General features: G+C 53.3%; 17 protein-coding genes. 10 read left to right on the top strand and 7 right to left on the bottom strand.

Annotated features, from left to right (window positions below):
- Window position 1 precedes the first annotated feature (1 nt).
- From U2W12_RS09740 to tssA, 4 genes are all read right to left on the bottom strand, one after another.
- Window positions 2-496 carry a type VI secretion system tube protein Hcp gene (locus U2W12_RS09740; protein WP_326500484.1) on the bottom strand — a complete coding sequence of 165 codons (495 nt, stop codon included), beginning with the start codon at window positions 494-496 and terminating at the stop codon, window positions 2-4.
- A gap of 83 nt (window positions 497-579) precedes the next feature.
- Complete coding sequence (gene tssC / locus U2W12_RS09735) at window positions 580-2,073, bottom strand: type VI secretion system contractile sheath large subunit (RefSeq protein ID WP_326500483.1); 1,494 nt, start codon at window positions 2,071-2,073, stop codon at window positions 580-582.
- A 2-nt stretch (window positions 2,074-2,075) separates the two neighbouring features.
- Complete coding sequence (gene tssB / locus U2W12_RS09730; protein WP_326500482.1) at window positions 2,076-2,612, bottom strand: type VI secretion system contractile sheath small subunit; 537 nt, start codon at window positions 2,610-2,612, stop codon at window positions 2,076-2,078.
- Window positions 2,613-2,646: 34 nt separating this feature from the next.
- A complete protein-coding gene (gene tssA, locus U2W12_RS09725; protein WP_326500481.1) occupies window positions 2,647-3,687 on the bottom strand; it encodes a type VI secretion system protein TssA in 1,041 nt (346 codons plus the stop codon).
- 153 nt (window positions 3,688-3,840) lie between these two features.
- On the opposite strand from tssA, the gene U2W12_RS09720 reads away from it, so the two are divergent.
- The 3 genes from U2W12_RS09720 to U2W12_RS09710 all read left to right on the top strand — a co-directional run bounded on the left by U2W12_RS09720 (window position 3,841) and on the right by U2W12_RS09710 (window position 5,778).
- Complete coding sequence (locus U2W12_RS09720; RefSeq protein ID WP_326500480.1) at window positions 3,841-4,014, top strand: hypothetical protein; 174 nt, start codon at window positions 3,841-3,843, stop codon at window positions 4,012-4,014.
- Between the two features lie 35 nt (window positions 4,015-4,049).
- Window positions 4,050-4,271, top strand: coding sequence for a hypothetical protein (locus U2W12_RS09715; RefSeq protein WP_326500479.1), 222 nt, complete (start codon window positions 4,050-4,052; stop codon window positions 4,269-4,271).
- 187 nt (window positions 4,272-4,458) lie between these two features.
- Complete coding sequence (locus U2W12_RS09710; protein ID WP_326500478.1) at window positions 4,459-5,778, top strand: autotransporter outer membrane beta-barrel domain-containing protein; 1,320 nt, start codon at window positions 4,459-4,461, stop codon at window positions 5,776-5,778.
- Between the two features lie 435 nt (window positions 5,779-6,213).
- On the opposite strand, the gene U2W12_RS09705 is transcribed toward U2W12_RS09710, so the two are convergent.
- The 3 genes from U2W12_RS09705 to U2W12_RS09695 all read right to left on the bottom strand — a co-directional run bounded on the left by U2W12_RS09705 (window position 6,214) and on the right by U2W12_RS09695 (window position 10,728).
- Window positions 6,214-8,661: a PKD domain-containing protein gene (locus tag U2W12_RS09705; protein ID WP_326500477.1), complete on the bottom strand. Its 2,448-nt coding sequence runs from the start codon at window positions 8,659-8,661 to the stop codon at window positions 6,214-6,216.
- 334 nt (window positions 8,662-8,995) lie between these two features.
- The gene (locus tag U2W12_RS09700; protein WP_326500476.1) at window positions 8,996-9,595 is read right to left on the bottom strand and encodes an NUDIX domain-containing protein; all 600 of its coding nucleotides are present in this window, start codon (window positions 9,593-9,595) and stop codon (window positions 8,996-8,998) included.
- Window positions 9,592-10,728, bottom strand: a complete 1,137-nt coding sequence (locus U2W12_RS09695) for a PQQ-dependent sugar dehydrogenase (RefSeq protein WP_326500475.1) — start codon at window positions 10,726-10,728, stop codon at window positions 9,592-9,594. Before U2W12_RS09695 ends, U2W12_RS09700 begins: the two co-directional genes overlap by 4 nt.
- Before the next feature lie 114 nt (window positions 10,729-10,842).
- Between U2W12_RS09695 and htpX the strand changes: the two genes are divergently transcribed.
- The 7 genes from htpX to U2W12_RS09660 all read left to right on the top strand — a co-directional run bounded on the left by htpX (window position 10,843) and on the right by U2W12_RS09660 (window position 17,943).
- Window positions 10,843-11,718, top strand: a complete 876-nt coding sequence (gene htpX, locus U2W12_RS09690; protein WP_326500474.1) for a protease HtpX — start codon at window positions 10,843-10,845, stop codon at window positions 11,716-11,718.
- A gap of 161 nt (window positions 11,719-11,879) precedes the next feature.
- Window positions 11,880-12,770 (top strand): cysteine synthase CysM, encoded by an 891-nt coding sequence (cysM, locus tag U2W12_RS09685; protein ID WP_326500473.1) that lies wholly within the window; start codon window positions 11,880-11,882, stop codon window positions 12,768-12,770.
- Window positions 12,771-12,801: 31 nt separating this feature from the next.
- A complete protein-coding gene (locus U2W12_RS09680; RefSeq protein ID WP_326500472.1) occupies window positions 12,802-14,832 on the top strand; it encodes a C4-dicarboxylate ABC transporter in 2,031 nt (676 codons plus the stop codon).
- Between the two features lie 12 nt (window positions 14,833-14,844).
- The gene (locus tag U2W12_RS09675) at window positions 14,845-15,429 is read left to right on the top strand and encodes a YdbL family protein (RefSeq protein ID WP_326500471.1); all 585 of its coding nucleotides are present in this window, start codon (window positions 14,845-14,847) and stop codon (window positions 15,427-15,429) included.
- A 3-nt stretch (window positions 15,430-15,432) separates the two neighbouring features.
- Entirely contained in the window at window positions 15,433-16,767 is a 1,335-nt protein-coding gene (rlmD, locus tag U2W12_RS09670; RefSeq protein WP_326500470.1) for a 23S rRNA (uracil(1939)-C(5))-methyltransferase RlmD, read from the top strand.
- Between the two features lie 2 nt (window positions 16,768-16,769).
- Window positions 16,770-17,258, top strand: a complete 489-nt coding sequence (locus U2W12_RS09665; RefSeq protein WP_326500469.1) for a L,D-transpeptidase — start codon at window positions 16,770-16,772, stop codon at window positions 17,256-17,258.
- A 334-nt stretch (window positions 17,259-17,592) separates the two neighbouring features.
- Entirely contained in the window at window positions 17,593-17,943 is a 351-nt protein-coding gene (locus U2W12_RS09660; RefSeq protein ID WP_326500468.1) for an endonuclease domain-containing protein, read from the top strand.
- The last annotated feature ends 7 nt before the right edge of the window (window positions 17,944-17,950 follow it).

Below are 17,950 nucleotides of genomic sequence, written 5' to 3'. Positions count from 1 at the left end.
TTTAGCCTGATTTGACGTTTTCTTCGATATTCCAGGCGCATACCCCGGCGGATGCGGTAACACCTTTATCATCCTGCATGAAGTACTCAAACTTGACTTCGGCAAAATTGATACTCACATTCTCGGTCAACCGATCTTCGCCGCCGCTGCCGCCGGTTGAAACCGAGGTGATGATACATTTTTTCAGCGTGATTTCGATGTATTTTTGCTGTGTTTCTCCGGCTTTGCGGCAAAGCAAAACCATCTGAGGGATGTGCGTTCCGCCGCAGCAATGCAACATGATTGCAGGAGTCGCCTTATCGACCCATTTGGTAATCGAAATATCCTGGATATTGACTTTGCCGGCGCCGCCGCCGCCGCCTATATGAAACGAACCTGATTGCGACATCCCCCAGGACCAGGCGAGAATATCGATATCGCCCGCCGCTTTCTGGGCGGCATCCTTGGTCTCTCCCTTGATTTTCTCGCCCATGTTGATAAACATATCTACAGCCATTTTAATCTCCTACTATGTGATGTTGAGTATAAAAACATTTTAAAATCGCTTCTTCCGCAAATCGGAAAGCATCCCGCGCCTACTTAACTGCCGCCTTTTGCTGAAGGCAATTTCGAAACCAAACGCAACGAGACCGTCAGCCCTTCCAGTTGATAATGCGGTCTAAGGAAAAACTTCGCACTGTAATAACCTGGATTGCCTTCGATTTCTTCGAGAACCACCTCCGCCGCCGCCAAAGGTTTTTTGGCTTTGGTAATTTCACTGGAGTTAATCGGATCGCCATCGACATATTGATTGATCCACGTGCCGAGCCAGCGCTCCATCTCGTCTCGCTCTTTGAATGAACCGATCTTGTCGCGCACCATACACTTCAGATAATGCGCAAAGCGGCAGGTTGCAAACAGATAGGGCAGGCGCGCCGCCAGATTCGCATTGGCAGTCGCATCCGGGTCTTCATATTCGGCAGGCTTTTGTAGCGATTGCGCGCCGATAAACGCCGCAAAATCGGTGTTTTTCTTGTGGATCAGCGGCATGAAACCGCTTTTGGCCAGTTCCGCCTCGCGCCGGTCGGTAATCGCGATTTCAGTCGGGCATTTCATATCGACGCCGCCGTCATCGGTCGGGAACGCATGCACCGGCAAACCTTCGACCGCGCCGCCGGATTCGATGCCGCGAATCCGCGAGCACCATCCATACAATTTGAACGAACGATTAATATTGACCGCCATTGCATAGGCTGCATTGGACCAGGTATATTTGCTGCTATCGGCGCCCGCGGTATCTTCTTCAAAATTGAACTCTTCGACCGGATCGCTTTTCGCGCCGTACGGCAAACGGCTCAAAAAGCGTGGCATCGCCAAACCCAGGTATCGCGCGTCTTCGGAGTCCCGCAATGAACGCCATGACGCATATTCAGGGGTAGTAAAAATTTTGGTCAAATCGCGTGGATTGGCTAATTCGGACCAGCTTTGCATCTGCATGACCGTGGGCGCCACACCGGAAATGAACGGTGTGTGCGCAGACGCGCTGATCTTCGCCATTTCACCCAGCAATTCAACATCCGGCGGGCTATGATCGAAATGAAAATCGCCAACCAGGCAGCCGAAGGGTTCGCCGCCAAAGGTGCCGAATTCCTCTTCGTAGAGCTTTTTGAAGAGCGGACTTTGATCCCAGGCGGTGCCCTTGAATTTCTTCAGTGTTTTTCCCAACTCGTTTTTCGAAATATTAAAAACACGGATCTTGAGCTGCTCGTCGGTTTCGGTGTTGTTGACCAGATAGTGCAATCCTCGCCACGCGCTTTCGAGCTTTTGGAAATCGGGATGATGTATGATCAGATTGAGCTGCTCGGAGATTTTTTGATCGAGACCGGCAATAATCGCCTGAATGCTGGCAATCGTATCGTCGGATATCTTCGATACATCCTGCAACGCGTATTGCGCCAGCGTGGATACGGCAGAATTGACCTGATTGGCCGCCTCGGTGCCCGGCTTGAATTCCTTGGACAGCAGCGAGGAGAACTCATCAAGCTCCAGGGTTTCTGTCGCGCCTTGTTTACTTTGACTTTCCAATTCCGCCATGATCAATCTCCGGTGCTTTCTGAAGACGCGGCGTCACTCTTGGGGTCGGCGGGTTTTGCCGATGCTACCAGCGACTGTAACAAAGCTGGATCGTTGATCAATTTACCGATCAATTCTTCCGCGCCGGTTTTCCCATCCATATAGGTGATCAAATTCGCAAGCTGTTGTCTAGCCTCGAGCACCTTGTCCAGGCCCGCCACTTTTTTGACAACTGCGGCCGGTGAAAAATCGTCCATGCTTTCGAAGGTAATGTCGACACTCAGATTGCCTTCACCGGTCAAGGTATTCGATACCGGAAAAGCCACCCGCGGCTTCATCGCTTTGAGCCTGTCGTCGAAATTATCGACGTCGATTTCAAGCAGCTTGCGATCCGAGACCGGAGGCAAGGGATCGGACGGCTTGCCCGACAAATCCGAGAGCACCCCCATCACGAAAGGCAGTTGTACTTTCTTCTGCGAACCGTAGACTTCAACATCATATTCAATCTGCACACGAGGCGCGCGGTTTCTTTGGATAAACTTTTGACTACTTTCGGCCATATCCCATCCTCCACTTTTGTTTGATAAAAAATAATTATTCTTTCGACTCCGGGCCTTTGATCTGATCCATTCCAGCAACCGCATCCGGCAATAAATTTTGCAGGATTGCCATAAAGTCGGCGGTCACGAGATGCTTTGCGCGCTGCAACAAAATCGGGACTGGGCTCGACGGCTCCGATTCCGCATAATATTTGCACATCAGATCCAGGGCTTTTAAAACATCCTGGCGCGAATTGATGCCGCCAACACCGACGGCTTGCTTACGGGGCGAGGCTTCTCCCGGCGCAAGCTGTTCATCAGTTTGCTCTTCTTCGCCGGGTAACGCCTCCGCGGCTACCAACGCTGCAATCGTCGAATATTGATCATAAACAGACTGCATGTCTTTCAAAAGCGAAGCCAGACCTGACAAATCCGCGCCGTTGCCGACCCCCACCTTGCCATTGACAAAGGACTGGAGTCGCTTGACCAAGTCTGCGCTTTCAGTAATGGCTTGGTACATGAACTTGACGGTTTCGGGAGGCAAATCCTGAAAAGCGGCTTTGATGACGCTCAAATCGGGTTTTGTTTCCCCTGCGAGTGGAGCGATCTTGTCGGTCGCGATGTGAATATCGCGTAAATTATAACGGCCGACCAGCTTAGAGTCCGCCAGCGGCGCGAGATTCAAGGGTCTGAGAACGGAATCGAAATTATTCAACTCCTCGAGGATGTTAATGCGGACGGTCGGATCGAGATTGTCGTCCGGGTCCAGTATGGGATGAATGTGATCCCAATACTGCTCTAGCAAGCCCAGCAATAACGCCAAACCGTCCCGAAAACCCGGCACGCCTTCAAGTGGAATCAGCGCTCTCGCCAGATAGACGGCGACCTGTAGGTCTTTACTCCGTTGCAAGATCGCCAGAGATGCTTTTTGAATGTCGCGCCAGTTCGGCGGCTGCGCCTTTTCGCCGGTGATGGAGTCCTCCGGCTTGCCCTGGATATCCTTGGCTAACTCCAAGTATGCCGGATCGTACTCCAAATATTCCCCACAGGGAGCATCGGGTGAAACTTCTTTGAGCAACTCATCCAAGTCAGCCATAAATCGCCTGTTCAGTACGTTGAGACGGTGAAGCGTCTAAGTATAGACGGTGAAGCATCTAAGTATAGTAATCGAGTTGATTCTTAATTAAAAGGAAAAAGTTGAGCCCTGCTTTTCCCCTGTCGCGGCGACTATCAGGCTTGTTGCCGAATCATGCAACTTCTGTTTTCGCTGCTCCAAGCTATTGGCTCCACTGCAGCCGCAATCGGCCTCGGGTTCAGCGTCAGCCATTGCCGTTCGACTGCGATGCGTTTAACCAACCATCAAATAGCATTTGTTTATGATTCTGCTGAAACTGGATTTATCTGCATCACGGGGGTTAATTAACGCAGTTCACGGGCGATCATAATTACGCCGCGCAAATGCTCGCGAACGACTACAGTATCAAAGCTCAAATTCACGAGACCACACCCGACGACATCTATCCGCCCTGCAGCGACGGCTTGAATAAGGAAAGCGGCGGCCGCGAAATTGAAGCCATCTTGAATTCAATCTCACCCGAGCAGGCCGTGCCCGAATCACTCGAACTGGCTTTGGCATGGGGAGCACGTGATAATACAACTATCGTTTCGGCAGCATGTTAAAAACCCGAAATTCAACCACATAAACAAATAATTCTTTATACATTTTGCTAACAAGAACTAATACCGCTTTGATTTTTAGGAATTTTGTGCTTGACAGCAATTCAACTTAGCGATTTAATTCTTAAGTACAATAATAAAAGGCGTCGAAAAGGACTTAGAACGTAGAATCTTCAGCTTGAGTAATATCATGAATTTTAAACAGGTTTATTTGGGGGGTGCGGTTATGCCTAAATTAGTTCGATGCATCGGTTATGGAATTTTGACTACAGGGTTATCCTTCGTCAGCTCCGAAGTTTATGCTGCCCAGGATCCATGTACCGCAGCCTTAAGCGATCTTGTTCAAAGCGAACTTTCACTGACTTCAGCACAACAAGATCTTGTTTCGACGTGTCAATCTCCAAATGCCGGCGACCAACTGACTCCATTTCAGGCTCTTGCACAAACGACCCTCGCGTTTTCCGTTGCAAACCAGCAGTTTCGCAATGTAAAAAACCGGCTGACGCTCTTGCGACGCGGCGCCACTGGCGGCATTGACGTCAGCGGACTGAATGGCAATTCGACCTCCCAGCTTTTACCATCCTCATTGTCTCAGCTATCCGGGCAGCAGTTCGGCGGCGGAGCCAGTGGAGACAAAGAAAGCCCGTTCGACAAACTTGGGGTATTCGTTAATGGCAACTTTGGGGTCGGCGATAAGAATGGAACAAATCGCGAACTAGGCTTTGGATACGATAGTCAAGGCGTAACCGCCGGTGTCGACTACCGCTTTACCGATAATTTCGTCTTCGGCGGCACCTTCGGATATAACTCGATAAAATCCGATTTTGATGCCTCAAGAGGAGATCTCAATCTGGACGGTTACAGCTTTTCGCTTTACAGCACCTACTACAACGATGATTTTTATCTCGACAGCATATTTTCCGGTGGCTGGAACGATTTCGACACACGCAGAAACATCCAATTGCCTGGATTTAATCAAACAGCCAAAGGAAAAACCCAAGGCAATGATTATTCATTCAATATTACCGGTGGCTACGATTTTCATGATCAAGGTTTGACTTATGGCCCTTATGGACGGGTCAGCTACCAAAACGTTCAGATAGACGGCTATCAAGAAAATCCGAGCAATCCGGGCGCGTCTGGTTTTGGCAGCCTTGCGACGATTGACAAACAAAATGCCGACTCGCTGCAAACTGCGTTAGGCGGACAACTGTCCTATGCCATCAGCACTTCATTCGGTGTTTTGATGCCAACGACCAGAGCAGAATGGGTACACGAGTTTCACGACGGCAGCAGACCGCTGAACTGGCAGTTCAGCAGCGTCCCAACCCAACAAACACCTTTCAGCAATGCCAGCGACGGCTCTAGCCGCAATTTCGCGAACCTGGGCGCGGGTTTATCGGCAACATTCACTCATGGCACATCCGCTTTTTTGTTCTATGAAGCGATGGTTGGACGGGCTAATATTTCAGAACATTCGATCAGCGCCGGTCTGCGTGCTGAATTTTGATACTGCGACTCCTTGCCTTAATCCCCTAGCAGGGCTCTTGTATCTATGATTTTTCAAAATTAATAGATACAAGACATAGCCGTGATTGAATCACACATCCAGATATTCCTCTAGAACTTTCGAAGAGGAGTCTGACAACATTAAACTCTAATCGTGATGGCGTTGCCCCCCCCCTAAATCTTCTAAGCCGTCCGAATTGCACTTGTTAGTTGAATCCACGAAAATCTAATATCGAGTCCGTGTCAAAAAAATCGTGAACATTGGCCTATAAAAAATCCGCTCAACAGGAAAGGCTCCTACTGAGCGGTTCGCTTGAAAAACGCTGGTTTATAAATTACATTCATTCAGATGAATGACAACGCAAATGAGATTAAAGCATGCAATCGTGTCATTTTATCAACCGAAATGACAAATTAGCCTCTCAGGATTTATTAATCAGTCTGTAAAAAAGCACTCAACTCCTTTAGGCGCAGATTGACCTCCGCTCCCATCAGATACTACAACCGTCGCAGAAGGAAATGAGTCCCCTGTTGCCCCTGCCGCCACAAAATCATGTTCGACGAAATCACCAGATATTATGCCTTGAACGGTTTCATTACTCCCGTCACTCCAAGCAACTGTAGCCCTGTAGTTTTTATTGCATCCCGCAGAATCCGAGAAATAAACTGTCAGCTTGGCAAATAAATCGCTGGACTCTCCGAAAGACAATGCACAGAACGTTCCTGGGTCAATTGTAAGGGTAGAAGTCGAACTCATTACCAGCGTTGCATTCACCGGAGCGGATATTCCACCATCTTCATCGGATACAGTCACCGAAACAGTATAAGAACCTGCTTGTGCATAAGCATGGCTGAGGACGGCACCGCTGGTAATACCATTGATGGTTTCAATACTACTGCCGTCACCCCAGTCAATTTTAGCGCTATAGGTATCATTGAGCAGTGCCGGATCAGAAAAATTCACCATCAAATGATTTGTGGCTTGGCAGGATGAATTGGCGCCTGTTGTTAAGCCAGTAATCATTGGCGCCACGTTCATAACCGTCACTGTAGTTGAAGCCTCCGCCGAACCACCTGAATTCGTCACTCGTAGTGTCACCGTATGCACAGAAGGGCCATCTATACCCGTAAACGTAGGGTTCGCGCCCGTTGTTTCAAATACTCCATCGTTGTCAAGATCCCACTCGAACGTCGATTCATCTCCGTTAGGATCAGGATCTGCATTGGCGCCATTAAGCGTAATAGAACTGCCCTCATTTACCGTATAAGGCCCGCCGATAATGGCCACTGGCGACTTGGCTTTCGCCAAATCTTCGTCAATTCTACCATCACCATCGTCATCAATTTTGTTAAACAGTTCCTCATCAATCCTGCCGTCACAGTCGTTGTCAATCCCATCGCCTAGAACGGTTGCTGTTGGGGTGCACCGATCCACAATATTCGCCAGCCTAAGACCACCCGGATAGCCGTATGAGTCGGAGGACGCAAAACCATAGGAATAAACTCCAAAAGGCACAATCGGCGAGAGATGATTGATCGTATGCGCACCAATGCCGACCGGTACTTGGGCTCCTGAATATCCTGTCGACCCTATTGCCGTAAATGGCGTGGCAATAGGTGCTCCATCCAGGCGCATGCCCTCCAATTGGCCTGTAGGCGCCGCAATGTTGATGTAGTTATTAAAGGCAACCGGCGCTTCAGGCGGTGTACTGACGATATAATCGGAAGCAAACTGCGCAGTCGGAGGAATCATCATCATGAATGGATCGGAAACCACTTGATCGGCAGATGTGCCTTTTGAATACTGGATAACGATCGCCGGTCCGCTGGTCGTAATTTCATGAAATGAGCCGGAAGCCAGATCGACTTGCTTAAATTGTCCTCTTTTCAGCTGGGCAACCGTCGTGCCGTCAATTTTCACTGTGGTTCCGTCATTCGATGCCAAAATTCGGAAAATATCGCCGTCTTTCCGGGTTGCTAAAGGTATAGTCAAAAACGACGTTCCCCACGTATTTGTTGTCGGGATTTGCTCTACCAAATGATCGCATGCCAATGCTTTATTTGGCACAATTGCACATTGATGACCGCCGAATACAGAAATCGGTTTGGACGAGGTAATCACAGACCCAGTCAGATCCGCCGTTATGCCGCCTTTTGCTTTGAACTGTACGCTCTGCAACCGATTCAAGGTAAAACGAGCCGATTTTCCAGCCTTTATTGATTTTACATCGGGCCCTCCGATCGTCGCATCGTGGGGCGTAACAGTGACTTCTGTTCCATCTTGCTGGGCGATGATTTGTAGCTCGCTCGTTAATGATGTCTTTGAGTTAGGCATCGATGGCACGATATATTCGGTGCCAGCCACGTCGGTTGGCAAGCCCAAATAAGCGTCGGTTGTAAATACTTTTTGATTTAAACCGTAGACGACAAACTCATCAGGCGCGGACAAGATCAAACCTTTGTTTTCAATCTTCCCACTCCCCGTAGCGCGTATTGATACCGGCAAAGTGACTGGCGTTATCGTTTCCGGAACGACAGAAAAAGTCTCTGGGCCAAATCCAGCCCCTTGCACGGTCACTGTCGTGGCTTTAGGACCTGTTAGGTAAAGGCTTATAGTGCTTGGTTTGCCATCGTCCCGGTAGTTTTCCATAAACCCCAATACAAACTCCTTCCCCTGATTATCAGGAGCCGAGAAAACCGGGTTGATGACTCCAACAGAAACAATAACAAAAGCTTGTTTTTGCAGTAGCCGAAGTGACCGAGATTTATTTTTAAGTTTCATTATCCTCTTTCCCTCAACTATGAGAATGATCAAAACGGCTATAAAGTCCGCTTTTATTCGTTTTTTCTTGTGTAAAATTGCATACATTGTTGCTTTTTTCAAGCTGTTTCTGTTTATATAATCAATGTAGTCAGGGGACTGGTTATAGCCCTCAAAAAGGGACCATTACACCAGGGCGAATGTGATCGAAGACTTTGCCGTCGTTCTCACGGGTCCCGGTGATGCCGATATACTGGCCTTCAGCGCATCATGAACTTCGCCAGGGGCGATTCGCGCTATGCGGGAAATTCAGAGTTGTGTATAACGAAATAGGTTTAGCACGCAATACATCCACTCTCTATAAATGAATGGCCTCATTGATTCCAGTTAAACTTAATTCACAAGATGAGAAAAGCTCATGGCTTCTCACGCTTTAGGCTTGAGCCTTGCCTCCGAACTATCGACTCCATTTCTCCCGAAGCCGCTCCCGATTCAATGCCAGCCATTGCAGCGCCAGAATCGGAATCGCGGACTCGATCGCGCCGCTTTCGAGCAACCGCCAGGCCTCAGCGAAAGACACCGGCCGCACCAGGATGTCTTCGTCCTCATGATCGAGACCGTGGATGCCGCCGACCTGCCGGCTGTCGATCCTGCCGTAAAACAGCGTGATCATTTCCGCATAGCCGCCCGGCGAGGTATAGAAGCGCATCACTTCGATCAACTCCTCGATCAAGCAGCCGGCTTCTTCTTCCGCCTCCCGGTATGCGACGTCCTCGGCGGTTTCGCCCTCCTCGATCGCGCCGGCGACGATTTCGATCAACCAGGCCCGTTCCGGGCAGCCGATCGCGCCGATCCGGAATTGCTCGATCAGCACGACCTCGTCCCGTTCCGGATCATAAAGCAACACCGCGACGCATTTGCCGCGCCCGAACAGTTCGCGCTCGATCTCGCCGCTCCAGCCGCCGGCGAACAGCGTGTGCCTGAGCCGATATTTTTCGAGGCGAAAAAAACCCGCATAGCCGGTTTCCTTGCTGATAATTTCAAACGTCTTGTTCATTTTTTCGTTTGGTATTGCACCCGGTAGATCACGCCAAGATGATCGTCACTGATCAGCAAACTGCCGTCAGGCAGGATCAGAATGTCGACCGGCCGGCCGAACACCGTTTGATTTTTGCTCAACCAGCCGTCGATAAAGACTTCCTCGCTGACCGCTTTGCCATCCTTAAAATTCACCAGTGCGACCCGGTAACCGTCCGGCTCGGAGCGGTTCCAGGAGCCGTGTTGGGCGACGAACAACTGGTTACGGTAATGCTCCGGAAACTGTGTGCCGCGGTAGAAACGGATGCCGAGCGGGGCAGTGTGCGCATTGAACTTCCAGACAGGCGGCGTATAGTCGGCGCACTTCCTGCCCTTGCCGAAATCCGGATCGACCACCTCTCCGCCGTGGCAATAGGGATAACCGAAATGCTCGCCGACCTGACTCCAGCGGTTCAGCTCCTCCGGCGGCAGATCGTCTCCGAGATAATCGCGGCCGTTGTCGCTGAAAAACAGCGCATCCGTTCCCGGTTGCCAGTCGAAGCCGACCGTGTTGCGGATGCCGCGCGCGATGATTTCAAAATCGCTGCCGTCCGTATTCATCCTGACCAGAGATGCGTAGGGACTTTCCGGATCGCAGATATTACAGGGCGCGCCGACCGCGGTATAAACCTTGCCGTCGGGGCCGATACGCAAATATTTCCAGCCGTGATGCTTGTCGGTCGGCAGCTTGTCATAAACCACGGTCGGTTTTGGCGGATTTTTCAGATGTTGCTGGATATGGTCGAGGCGGATGATCCGGCTGATTTCAGCGACATAGAGCGCGCCATCCTTGTAGGCCACGCCGTTCGGCATCGTCAAATCCTCCGCGATCACCGCGCGCACATCGGCGCGGCCGTCATTGTCCTTGTCCTGCAGCGCATACACCTTGCCCGATGCGCCGGATCCCGCATACACGACGCCGTCATCGCCGAGCGCGAGACTGCGTACATTCGGCAGATCGTGCGCATAGAGAGAGACCGTAAAACCCGGCGGCACATGCAGTCCCGCAATCACCTGCTCGGGCGTCAGTTGCCGCGCGCAGGCGGGAAACCAAAAACTGACGAGTAGTATCGGCAACACGACCGATCTGGCTATGCTTATCAGGGCATTCATCAAACCTTACCTCGGGTTAAACTTTATTTGTATATTATCACTCTGACCCGTATTGAATTCATTTATTCAATCCCTATTTTGTCAACATCCCAACTTGTCATAAAGGCAAACACCATGATGCGAATTTTTCTGTTTTTAGCGACCAATGTCGCGATACTGATCGTGGTCAGTATCGTTTTCAACGTGCTGGGTTTAAGTGGCGCCCTCGATGCCCGAGGCGTCAATCTGAACCTGAACGCGCTGTTGATCATGTCCGCGGTGATCGGCATGAGCGGCTCGTTCATTTCGCTGGCGATGTCCAAATGGTCCGCGAAAAACGCGATGGGCGTGTATGTGATCGAACAACCGCAAAATCAGACCGAAAAATGGCTGGTCGATACGGTCGCCCGCCTCGCCAGACAGGCCAATATCGGCATGCCGGAAGTCGGCATGTTTCAGCAGCATGAAGCGAATGCGTTCGCGACTGGCATGAGCAAGAACAGCGCCTTGGTCGCGGTCAGCACCGGCCTGCTCGAAACGATGAGCGCGGATGAGGTTGAAGCGGTGCTCGGCCACGAAATCACCCATGTCTCGAACGGCGACATGGTCACGATGGCGTTGATGCAGGGCGTCGTGAACACCTTCGTGTATTTCTTCGCGACGATCATCGGCCATGTGGTCGATCGGGTGGTGTTCAAGACCGAGCGCGGTTACGGTCCGGCTTATTATATTACGCAGATAGCCGCGCAGTTGGTGCTCGGCATCCTCGCCTCGATGCTGGTGATGTGGTTCTCCCGCCGCCGCGAATTCCGCGCCGATGCGGGCGGCGCAGCGCTGGCCGGACGCCAGAAGATGATCGGCGCATTGCGCGCCTTGCAGCGCAGCCATGAGCCCTCCGCGCTGCCCGATCAATTGGCCGCTTTCGGCATCAACGGCGGCGGCGTGATGCGCCTGTTCATGAGCCATCCGCCATTGGAAGAGCGGATCGCGGCATTGCAAAACAGCCGTTGAGCTATAAAACGTTACGGACGGGTTGAATAACCCGTCCTGACCTTTTCAAAGTCACCCGCCTGCCTCCGCGTCCGCCCGGACGCACCGTTAAATTCCGATCGGCTGTTCCGGCCGTTTTATGGGATAATTCGCCGAATTTTTTGCAATTGACCCCATCACACATGACTTATCCCACCATCGAAGCCTTCGTCGGCAATACCCCGCTGGTCCGCTTGCAGCGCCTGCCCGGACCGAACAGCAATACGATCCTGGTCAAGCTGGAAGGCAACAATCCGGCCGGTTCGGTCAAGGACCGTCCGGCGTTGAGCATGATTCAACACGCGGAAGAAAGAGGCGAGATCAAGCCCGGCGACCGGCTGATCGAGGCAACCAGCGGCAACACCGGCATCGCGCTCGCGATGGCCGCCGCGATCAAGGGTTACAAGATCACCCTGATCATGCCCGACAACATGAGCGCCGAGCGCCGCGCGTCGATGAAGGCCTATGGCGCCGACATCATCCTGACGCCGGCCGCCGGCAGCATGGAAGCCGCGATCGATCTGGCCCGCCAGATGGAAGCGAACGGCGAAGGCCGGATTCTCGACCAGTTCGCGAATCCCGACAATCCGCGCGCGCATTACGAAGGCACCGGCCCCGAGATCTGGCGCGACACGCAAGGGACTGTGACCCACTTCGTCAGTTCGATGGGCACGACCGGCACGATCATGGGCACATCGAAGTTTCTGAAGGAGAAAAATCCTTCGATCCAGATCATCGGCGTGCAGCCGGAAGGCGAATCGAAGATTCCGGGCATCCGCCGCTGGCCCGAGGAATACCTGCCGAAGATTTACGACCTGAGCCGCGTCGACCGGATCATCCTGGTCGATCAGCGGTCTGCCGAACAGACCACGCGCGACCTGGCCGCGATCGAAGGCATCTTCGCGGGCGTATCCTCCGGCGGCGCGGTGTATGCGGCGCTGCAACTGGCGAAGGAAGTCGAGAATGCAGTCATCGTCGCGATCATCTGCGACCGGGGAGACCGGTATTTATCGACGGGCGTGTTTCCAGACTGAGCGCCGGAGGGCCTCGCCAAGGCTACTGACCTTGGCCGGATGGCTGATCCTGCTGGGGTTCAGCGCCGACAGCGGCGCGCTCGACAACATCGCGCTCGATGTCGGTGCGCTGCATGCGCAAGGATGGAAATTCGAAGGCATAAAAATCGCGTTGAGCGATCTTCCCGAGCGCCGCCAGCAACTGGTTCTGACGATCGGCAAACTGAGTCTGCCGAAACCGTTAGACGACCTCAAACTCGCCAACATCCGCTGTACCTCATTCACTTGGGGCAACAATCAAGTCGTCTGCGAGCGAGGCAAGGCGCGGATCGATTCCAAACACTGGCGCTCGCCTGGAGCAGATTTTTCGTTTCGGCTCGGCGAAAAATCCAGCCGCGCAAAAATCACCAATCTCCGTCTGTTCGGCGGCACGGTCGATGCCGAACTAAGCGAACAGGCGATGCGCTGGCAGGTCAGGCTGAAGGCGGCAAGGCTCGACGGCGTGCTGCTGCAAAAACAGCTCGGTTTCCTTCCCGCCGAAATCAAAAACGGCGAGATTGATCTGGCGCTGACTATTTCAGGCGAACAAAGCGAAATAGACGAATTCGACCTGAACGCCAGCACCGACAGCCTCACCCTGCAAACGGCGGACAGCAAGACCGCGACCGAAGCGCTGTCGTCCATCGGGCAGCTCCATGCGGCCCATGCCGACGGGCTCTGGCGTTGGCGCTTCAGCGGACAATTGACCGGCGGCGCTCTGTATCAGGAACCCGTCTATCTCGAAGCGGGCAAGGAGGCGATCAAGTTGACCGGAGAAGGCATCTGGAGTCCTACAGGGCAACGAGTCGACATCGAATCTTTTACTTTCGATCATGCAGGCACCGCCTTGATGAGCGGCCGCGCAACGCTCGCACTCGGCGCGCAAGTCAAATTGACTGAAGCCGTGGTGTCTGTGCAATCGGACGATCTGAAGCCGTTTTCGTCGGTGTATTTACAGCCTTTCGCCGCCCAAACCGCACTCGAAGGCCTGTCGCTGCAAGGCAGGGCAAAAGCCGATGCGGCGTTGACCGAGCAAGGGTTGACGAGCCTTACGGCAAGCTTCTCCGATCTTGCGGTCCAGGACGAAAGCGGCCGCATCAAAGCGGAAGGCGGCAAGGGAGCCATCCATTGGGCAAACGATTCAGCCGTTTCCATCCCATCGACGCTCGGCTGGCAGGCATTATCGCTGTATGCGCTGCCGATCGGCCCGGCCGAACTGTCATTCGCTAGCCGCGCTCACCAAATCGAATTGCTGAAAAAAACCCAATTGCCCTTCCTCGGCGGCAAAATCGCGATCAAGCGCTTCAACTACCAGGGACACCCGGAGACCGAACCCGACGTGTATTTCGAAGGCAGCCTGAACAATGTTTCGCTCGAACGCCTGTCCAGCGCGCTGCACTGGACGCCGCTGTCGGGCACGCTCAGCGGCAACATTCCGGGCATCGAATACCGCGACAAGACCTTGAAACTGGGCGGCGAATTAGTGATCAAAGTCTTCGACGGCGTGGTCAGAATCGCGAACCTGGCGTCCTCGGGCCTGTTCAGCGATTTACCGAAATTGTCCGCCGAGGTCGAGGTCGATCATCTGGACCTCGACCAGTTGACCGGCAAATTCCAGTTCGGAGGCATTACCGGAAAAATGTCCGGCTTCGTCAAGAATCTGCAACTCGAAAACTGGCGGCCGGTCAGTTTCTATGCCTGGTTCGGCACGCCGGACGACGACGATTCCCGGCACCGGATCAGCCAGAAAGCGGTCCAGAATATCGCGAACATCGGGGGCGGCGGCGCGGCCGATCTGTTGTCACGCAGTTTTTTGCAATTTTTCGAAACCTTTGGTTACGACAAGATCGGCCTCGGCTGCTACCTGCATGACGGCGTCTGCCAGTTGATGGGGATCGAGGCCACCTCAACCGGCTACAGCATCATCAAGGGCGGCGGCCTGCCGAGAATCGACGTGATCGGTTATAATCCTCGGGTTGACTGGAGTGTATTGATGGAGCGCCTGGAGCGCATTACCACCTCGGATCAAGTCATTATCAAATAATAAGGTGAAACCATGAAAAAATTTTCGCTGTTCGGCGCGCTGCTGCTCTCCGCCTGCGTCACGATCAATATCTACTTTCCGGCCGCCGCGGCCGAGAAAGCCGCGGATGAAATCATCAAGGACATTCAGAATGCCGCGCCGGCGAAGCCGGAGCCCAAATCCGCCCTGGACGCGGATCATGCGGAACTTTACCGCTGGATCGATGTTGCGGTCGGCACGTTCATTTCGAACGCCGAGGCCGCCGAAGCCGATTTGAGCATCGACAGCGCCGAAATCCGGCAGCTGCGCGCCTCGATGGAAAAACGTTTCGCCGCCTTGCAGCCTAATTACGCGGCCGGCTATATCGGCATCAAGTCCGATGGCTTTTTGACGGTTAGGGAAGGCGCGAACGTGCCGCTGAAAGAACGCAATCAGGTGACCAAACTGGTCGCGGCCGAAAACAAGGACCGGCAAAGCCTGTATCAGGCGATCGCGAATGCGAACGGCCATCCCGAATGGCTGGAACAGATCAAATCGACCTTCGCCGCGCGCTGGATAAGCAATGCCCAGGCCGGCTGGTGGGTTCAATCTTCGAACGGAAGCTGGAAACAGAAATAAGAAATGGCAGGAAACAGAGCAAGAAAGAAAACCCTGCCGGAAACCCCGATCCGGGTCACGATCGAATCGCTCGCGCATGACGGGCGCGGCGTTACCCATGTGGACGGCAAGGCCGTGTTCATCGACGAGGCCCTGCCCGGCGAGGAAGTCGAATTCGTTTATACCGAAATCCGCCGCGATTTTGCCGAGGGCAAGGTCGTGAACCTGATCACCCGCGCCGACGCGCGCAGCGAAGCGGCCTGCCCGCATTACGGCGTCTGCGGCGGTTGCAGCTTTCAGCATGTCGAAGCGGCCGAGCAGATCCATATCAAGGAGGACTTGCTGAAGGAGCAATTCAAACGCATCGGCAAGGTCCCGGTGCCGGAACTCTGGCAACCGTTGACCGGGCCGCATTGGGGCTACCGGCGCAAGGCGCGCATGGGCGTCAAATATGTCGCGAAGAAAAACCGCACCCTGGTCGGCTTCCGCGAACGCCGCCACCCCTATCTGGCCGAGATCGACAACTGCATGGTGATGCATCCGATCGTCGGCGAGAAACTGATCGACCTGTCCGAGATGATCTCGGGCCTCAGCATCCGCGAAAAAGTACCGCAGATCGAGGTCGCGATCGGTGACGAGCAATGCGTGCTCGCGGTGCGCGTGATGGAACCGCCGACCGAGGCCGACAAGGAAAAGATGCGCGCGTTCGCACGCGAACACGGCGTGTCGATCTGTCTGCAACCGAAAGGCCCCGATTCGATCGTGCCGCTCGACGGCGAGCCGGGGGTGACTCCGACCTATGCCCTGCCCGATCAGGCCATCGAATTCAAATTCCGCCCGGCGATGTTCACCCAGGTCAACTACGAGATCAACCGGCAGATGATCAACCGGGTGCTCGACACCTTGGAACTGAACGAAAACGACACGGTGCTGGACCTGTTCTGCGGCCTCGGCAACTTTACCTTGCCGATGGCGCGTTATGCCGGCAGGGTCATCGGCGTCGAAGGCGATCAGCCGCTGGTCAACCATGCGAAGGACAATGCCCGCCACAACCGCATCGAGAACGTCGAATTCTATGCGGCCGACCTCAGCAAGGACGTCTCGGACCAGCCCTGGTTCAACCGCAAATACAACAAAATTATGCTCGACCCGTCGCGGGCCGGCGCCTCCGAAGTGTTGAAGTATTTCAAGAAATGGCAGCCGGAAAGGATCGTCTATGTGTCCTGCAATCCCTCGACCTTGGCGCGCGATGCGGGCATCCTGGTCAACGAACTCGGCTACAAGCTGGTCAGGGCCGGGGTGATGGACATGTTCCCGCAGACCGGGCATGTCGAGTCGATGGCGCTTTTTGTGAAATAGGAATGGTCGATTTTTACCTCGACGTTTCGATCGGCAAGCAATGTATGGCGCTGATCGAGAACGGCCACGCTGTTAAAACTTATCCGGTCTCGACCGCTAAGAACGGCCCCGGCGAGCGGAGAGGCAGCGAATGCACGCCAAGAGGCTGGCATAGAGTCCGCGCGAAAATCGGGCGGGATCAGCCTGTCCATACCGTGTTCAAGGGTCGCCGTCCGACCGGCGAAATCTACAGCCCTGAACTCGGCCGCCTTAACACCGAGCGCGACTGGATTCTGAGCCGCATCCTCTGGCTCGGTGGCCTCGAACCCGGCAAGAACCGCTACCGCGAAGTCGACAGCGCCTGGCGTTATATCTACATCCATGGCACGCCGGACGAACTGATGCGGGGCAAACCCGAATCGCACGGCTGCATTAGGATGTTCAATGCCGATGTGCTGGAATTGTTCGACCGCGTCGAAGCGGGAATCAAAGTTTATATCCATGAAGACTGACGCGGCCTGATGAGTCACGGCTCACACATATCAGGGCGGAACAAGCCCTCTCCAGAATGTCGTTAAGTTACGATAGCTCACTCCTTCTCCCTCCGGGAGAAGGCTGGGATGAGGGGATCAAAATAAAGCATTTTTCCTTATTTTATTCCCCTCACCCCGCCCCTCTCCCGGAGGGAGAGGGAGATAACCGCTCTAACTTAATGGCAGTGACGCAGAGAGTGGGAGCGATAAAAGCCCTCTCCAAATGGATGCCTGCATGGATGCAGGCAAGTAGAGCAACGCAGGAGCAGTTGCCGAGAGGGTTGGGTGAGGAGAAATCAAAACCATCAACCTTATGAATTTAACAGAAAAAGCCAGATCGCTCAGAAGCGACCAGACAGACGTAGAGCAGCTTTTATGGCAACAATTGCGCAACCGCCGTTTTTATAACTATAAGTTTCGCAGGCAATTCCCTATTGCTCCCTATATTGCCGATTTTGCTTGCCTCGACCTAAAACTAATCATCGAATTGGATGGTAGTCAGCACACCGAACAAAAGCTCTACGATAACCAGCGCGACATATTTCTTGAACAACGAGGATTCAAAGTCATACGCTTTTGGAATAATGATGTGATAGATAATTTGGAAGGAGTTCTTGAGTCTATCCGTTTGGCTATTTTAAAAATTACGGATAAGAATGAGTGATTCTTTA

The sequence above is a fragment of the Methylomicrobium sp. Wu6 genome (genome assembly GCF_035916875.1).
Classification (GTDB): Bacteria; Pseudomonadota; Gammaproteobacteria; order Methylococcales; family Methylomonadaceae; genus Methylomicrobium.
The sequence above is the reverse complement of the archived record's forward strand: the minus strand, read 5'-3'. Positions and strand labels throughout refer to the sequence as shown.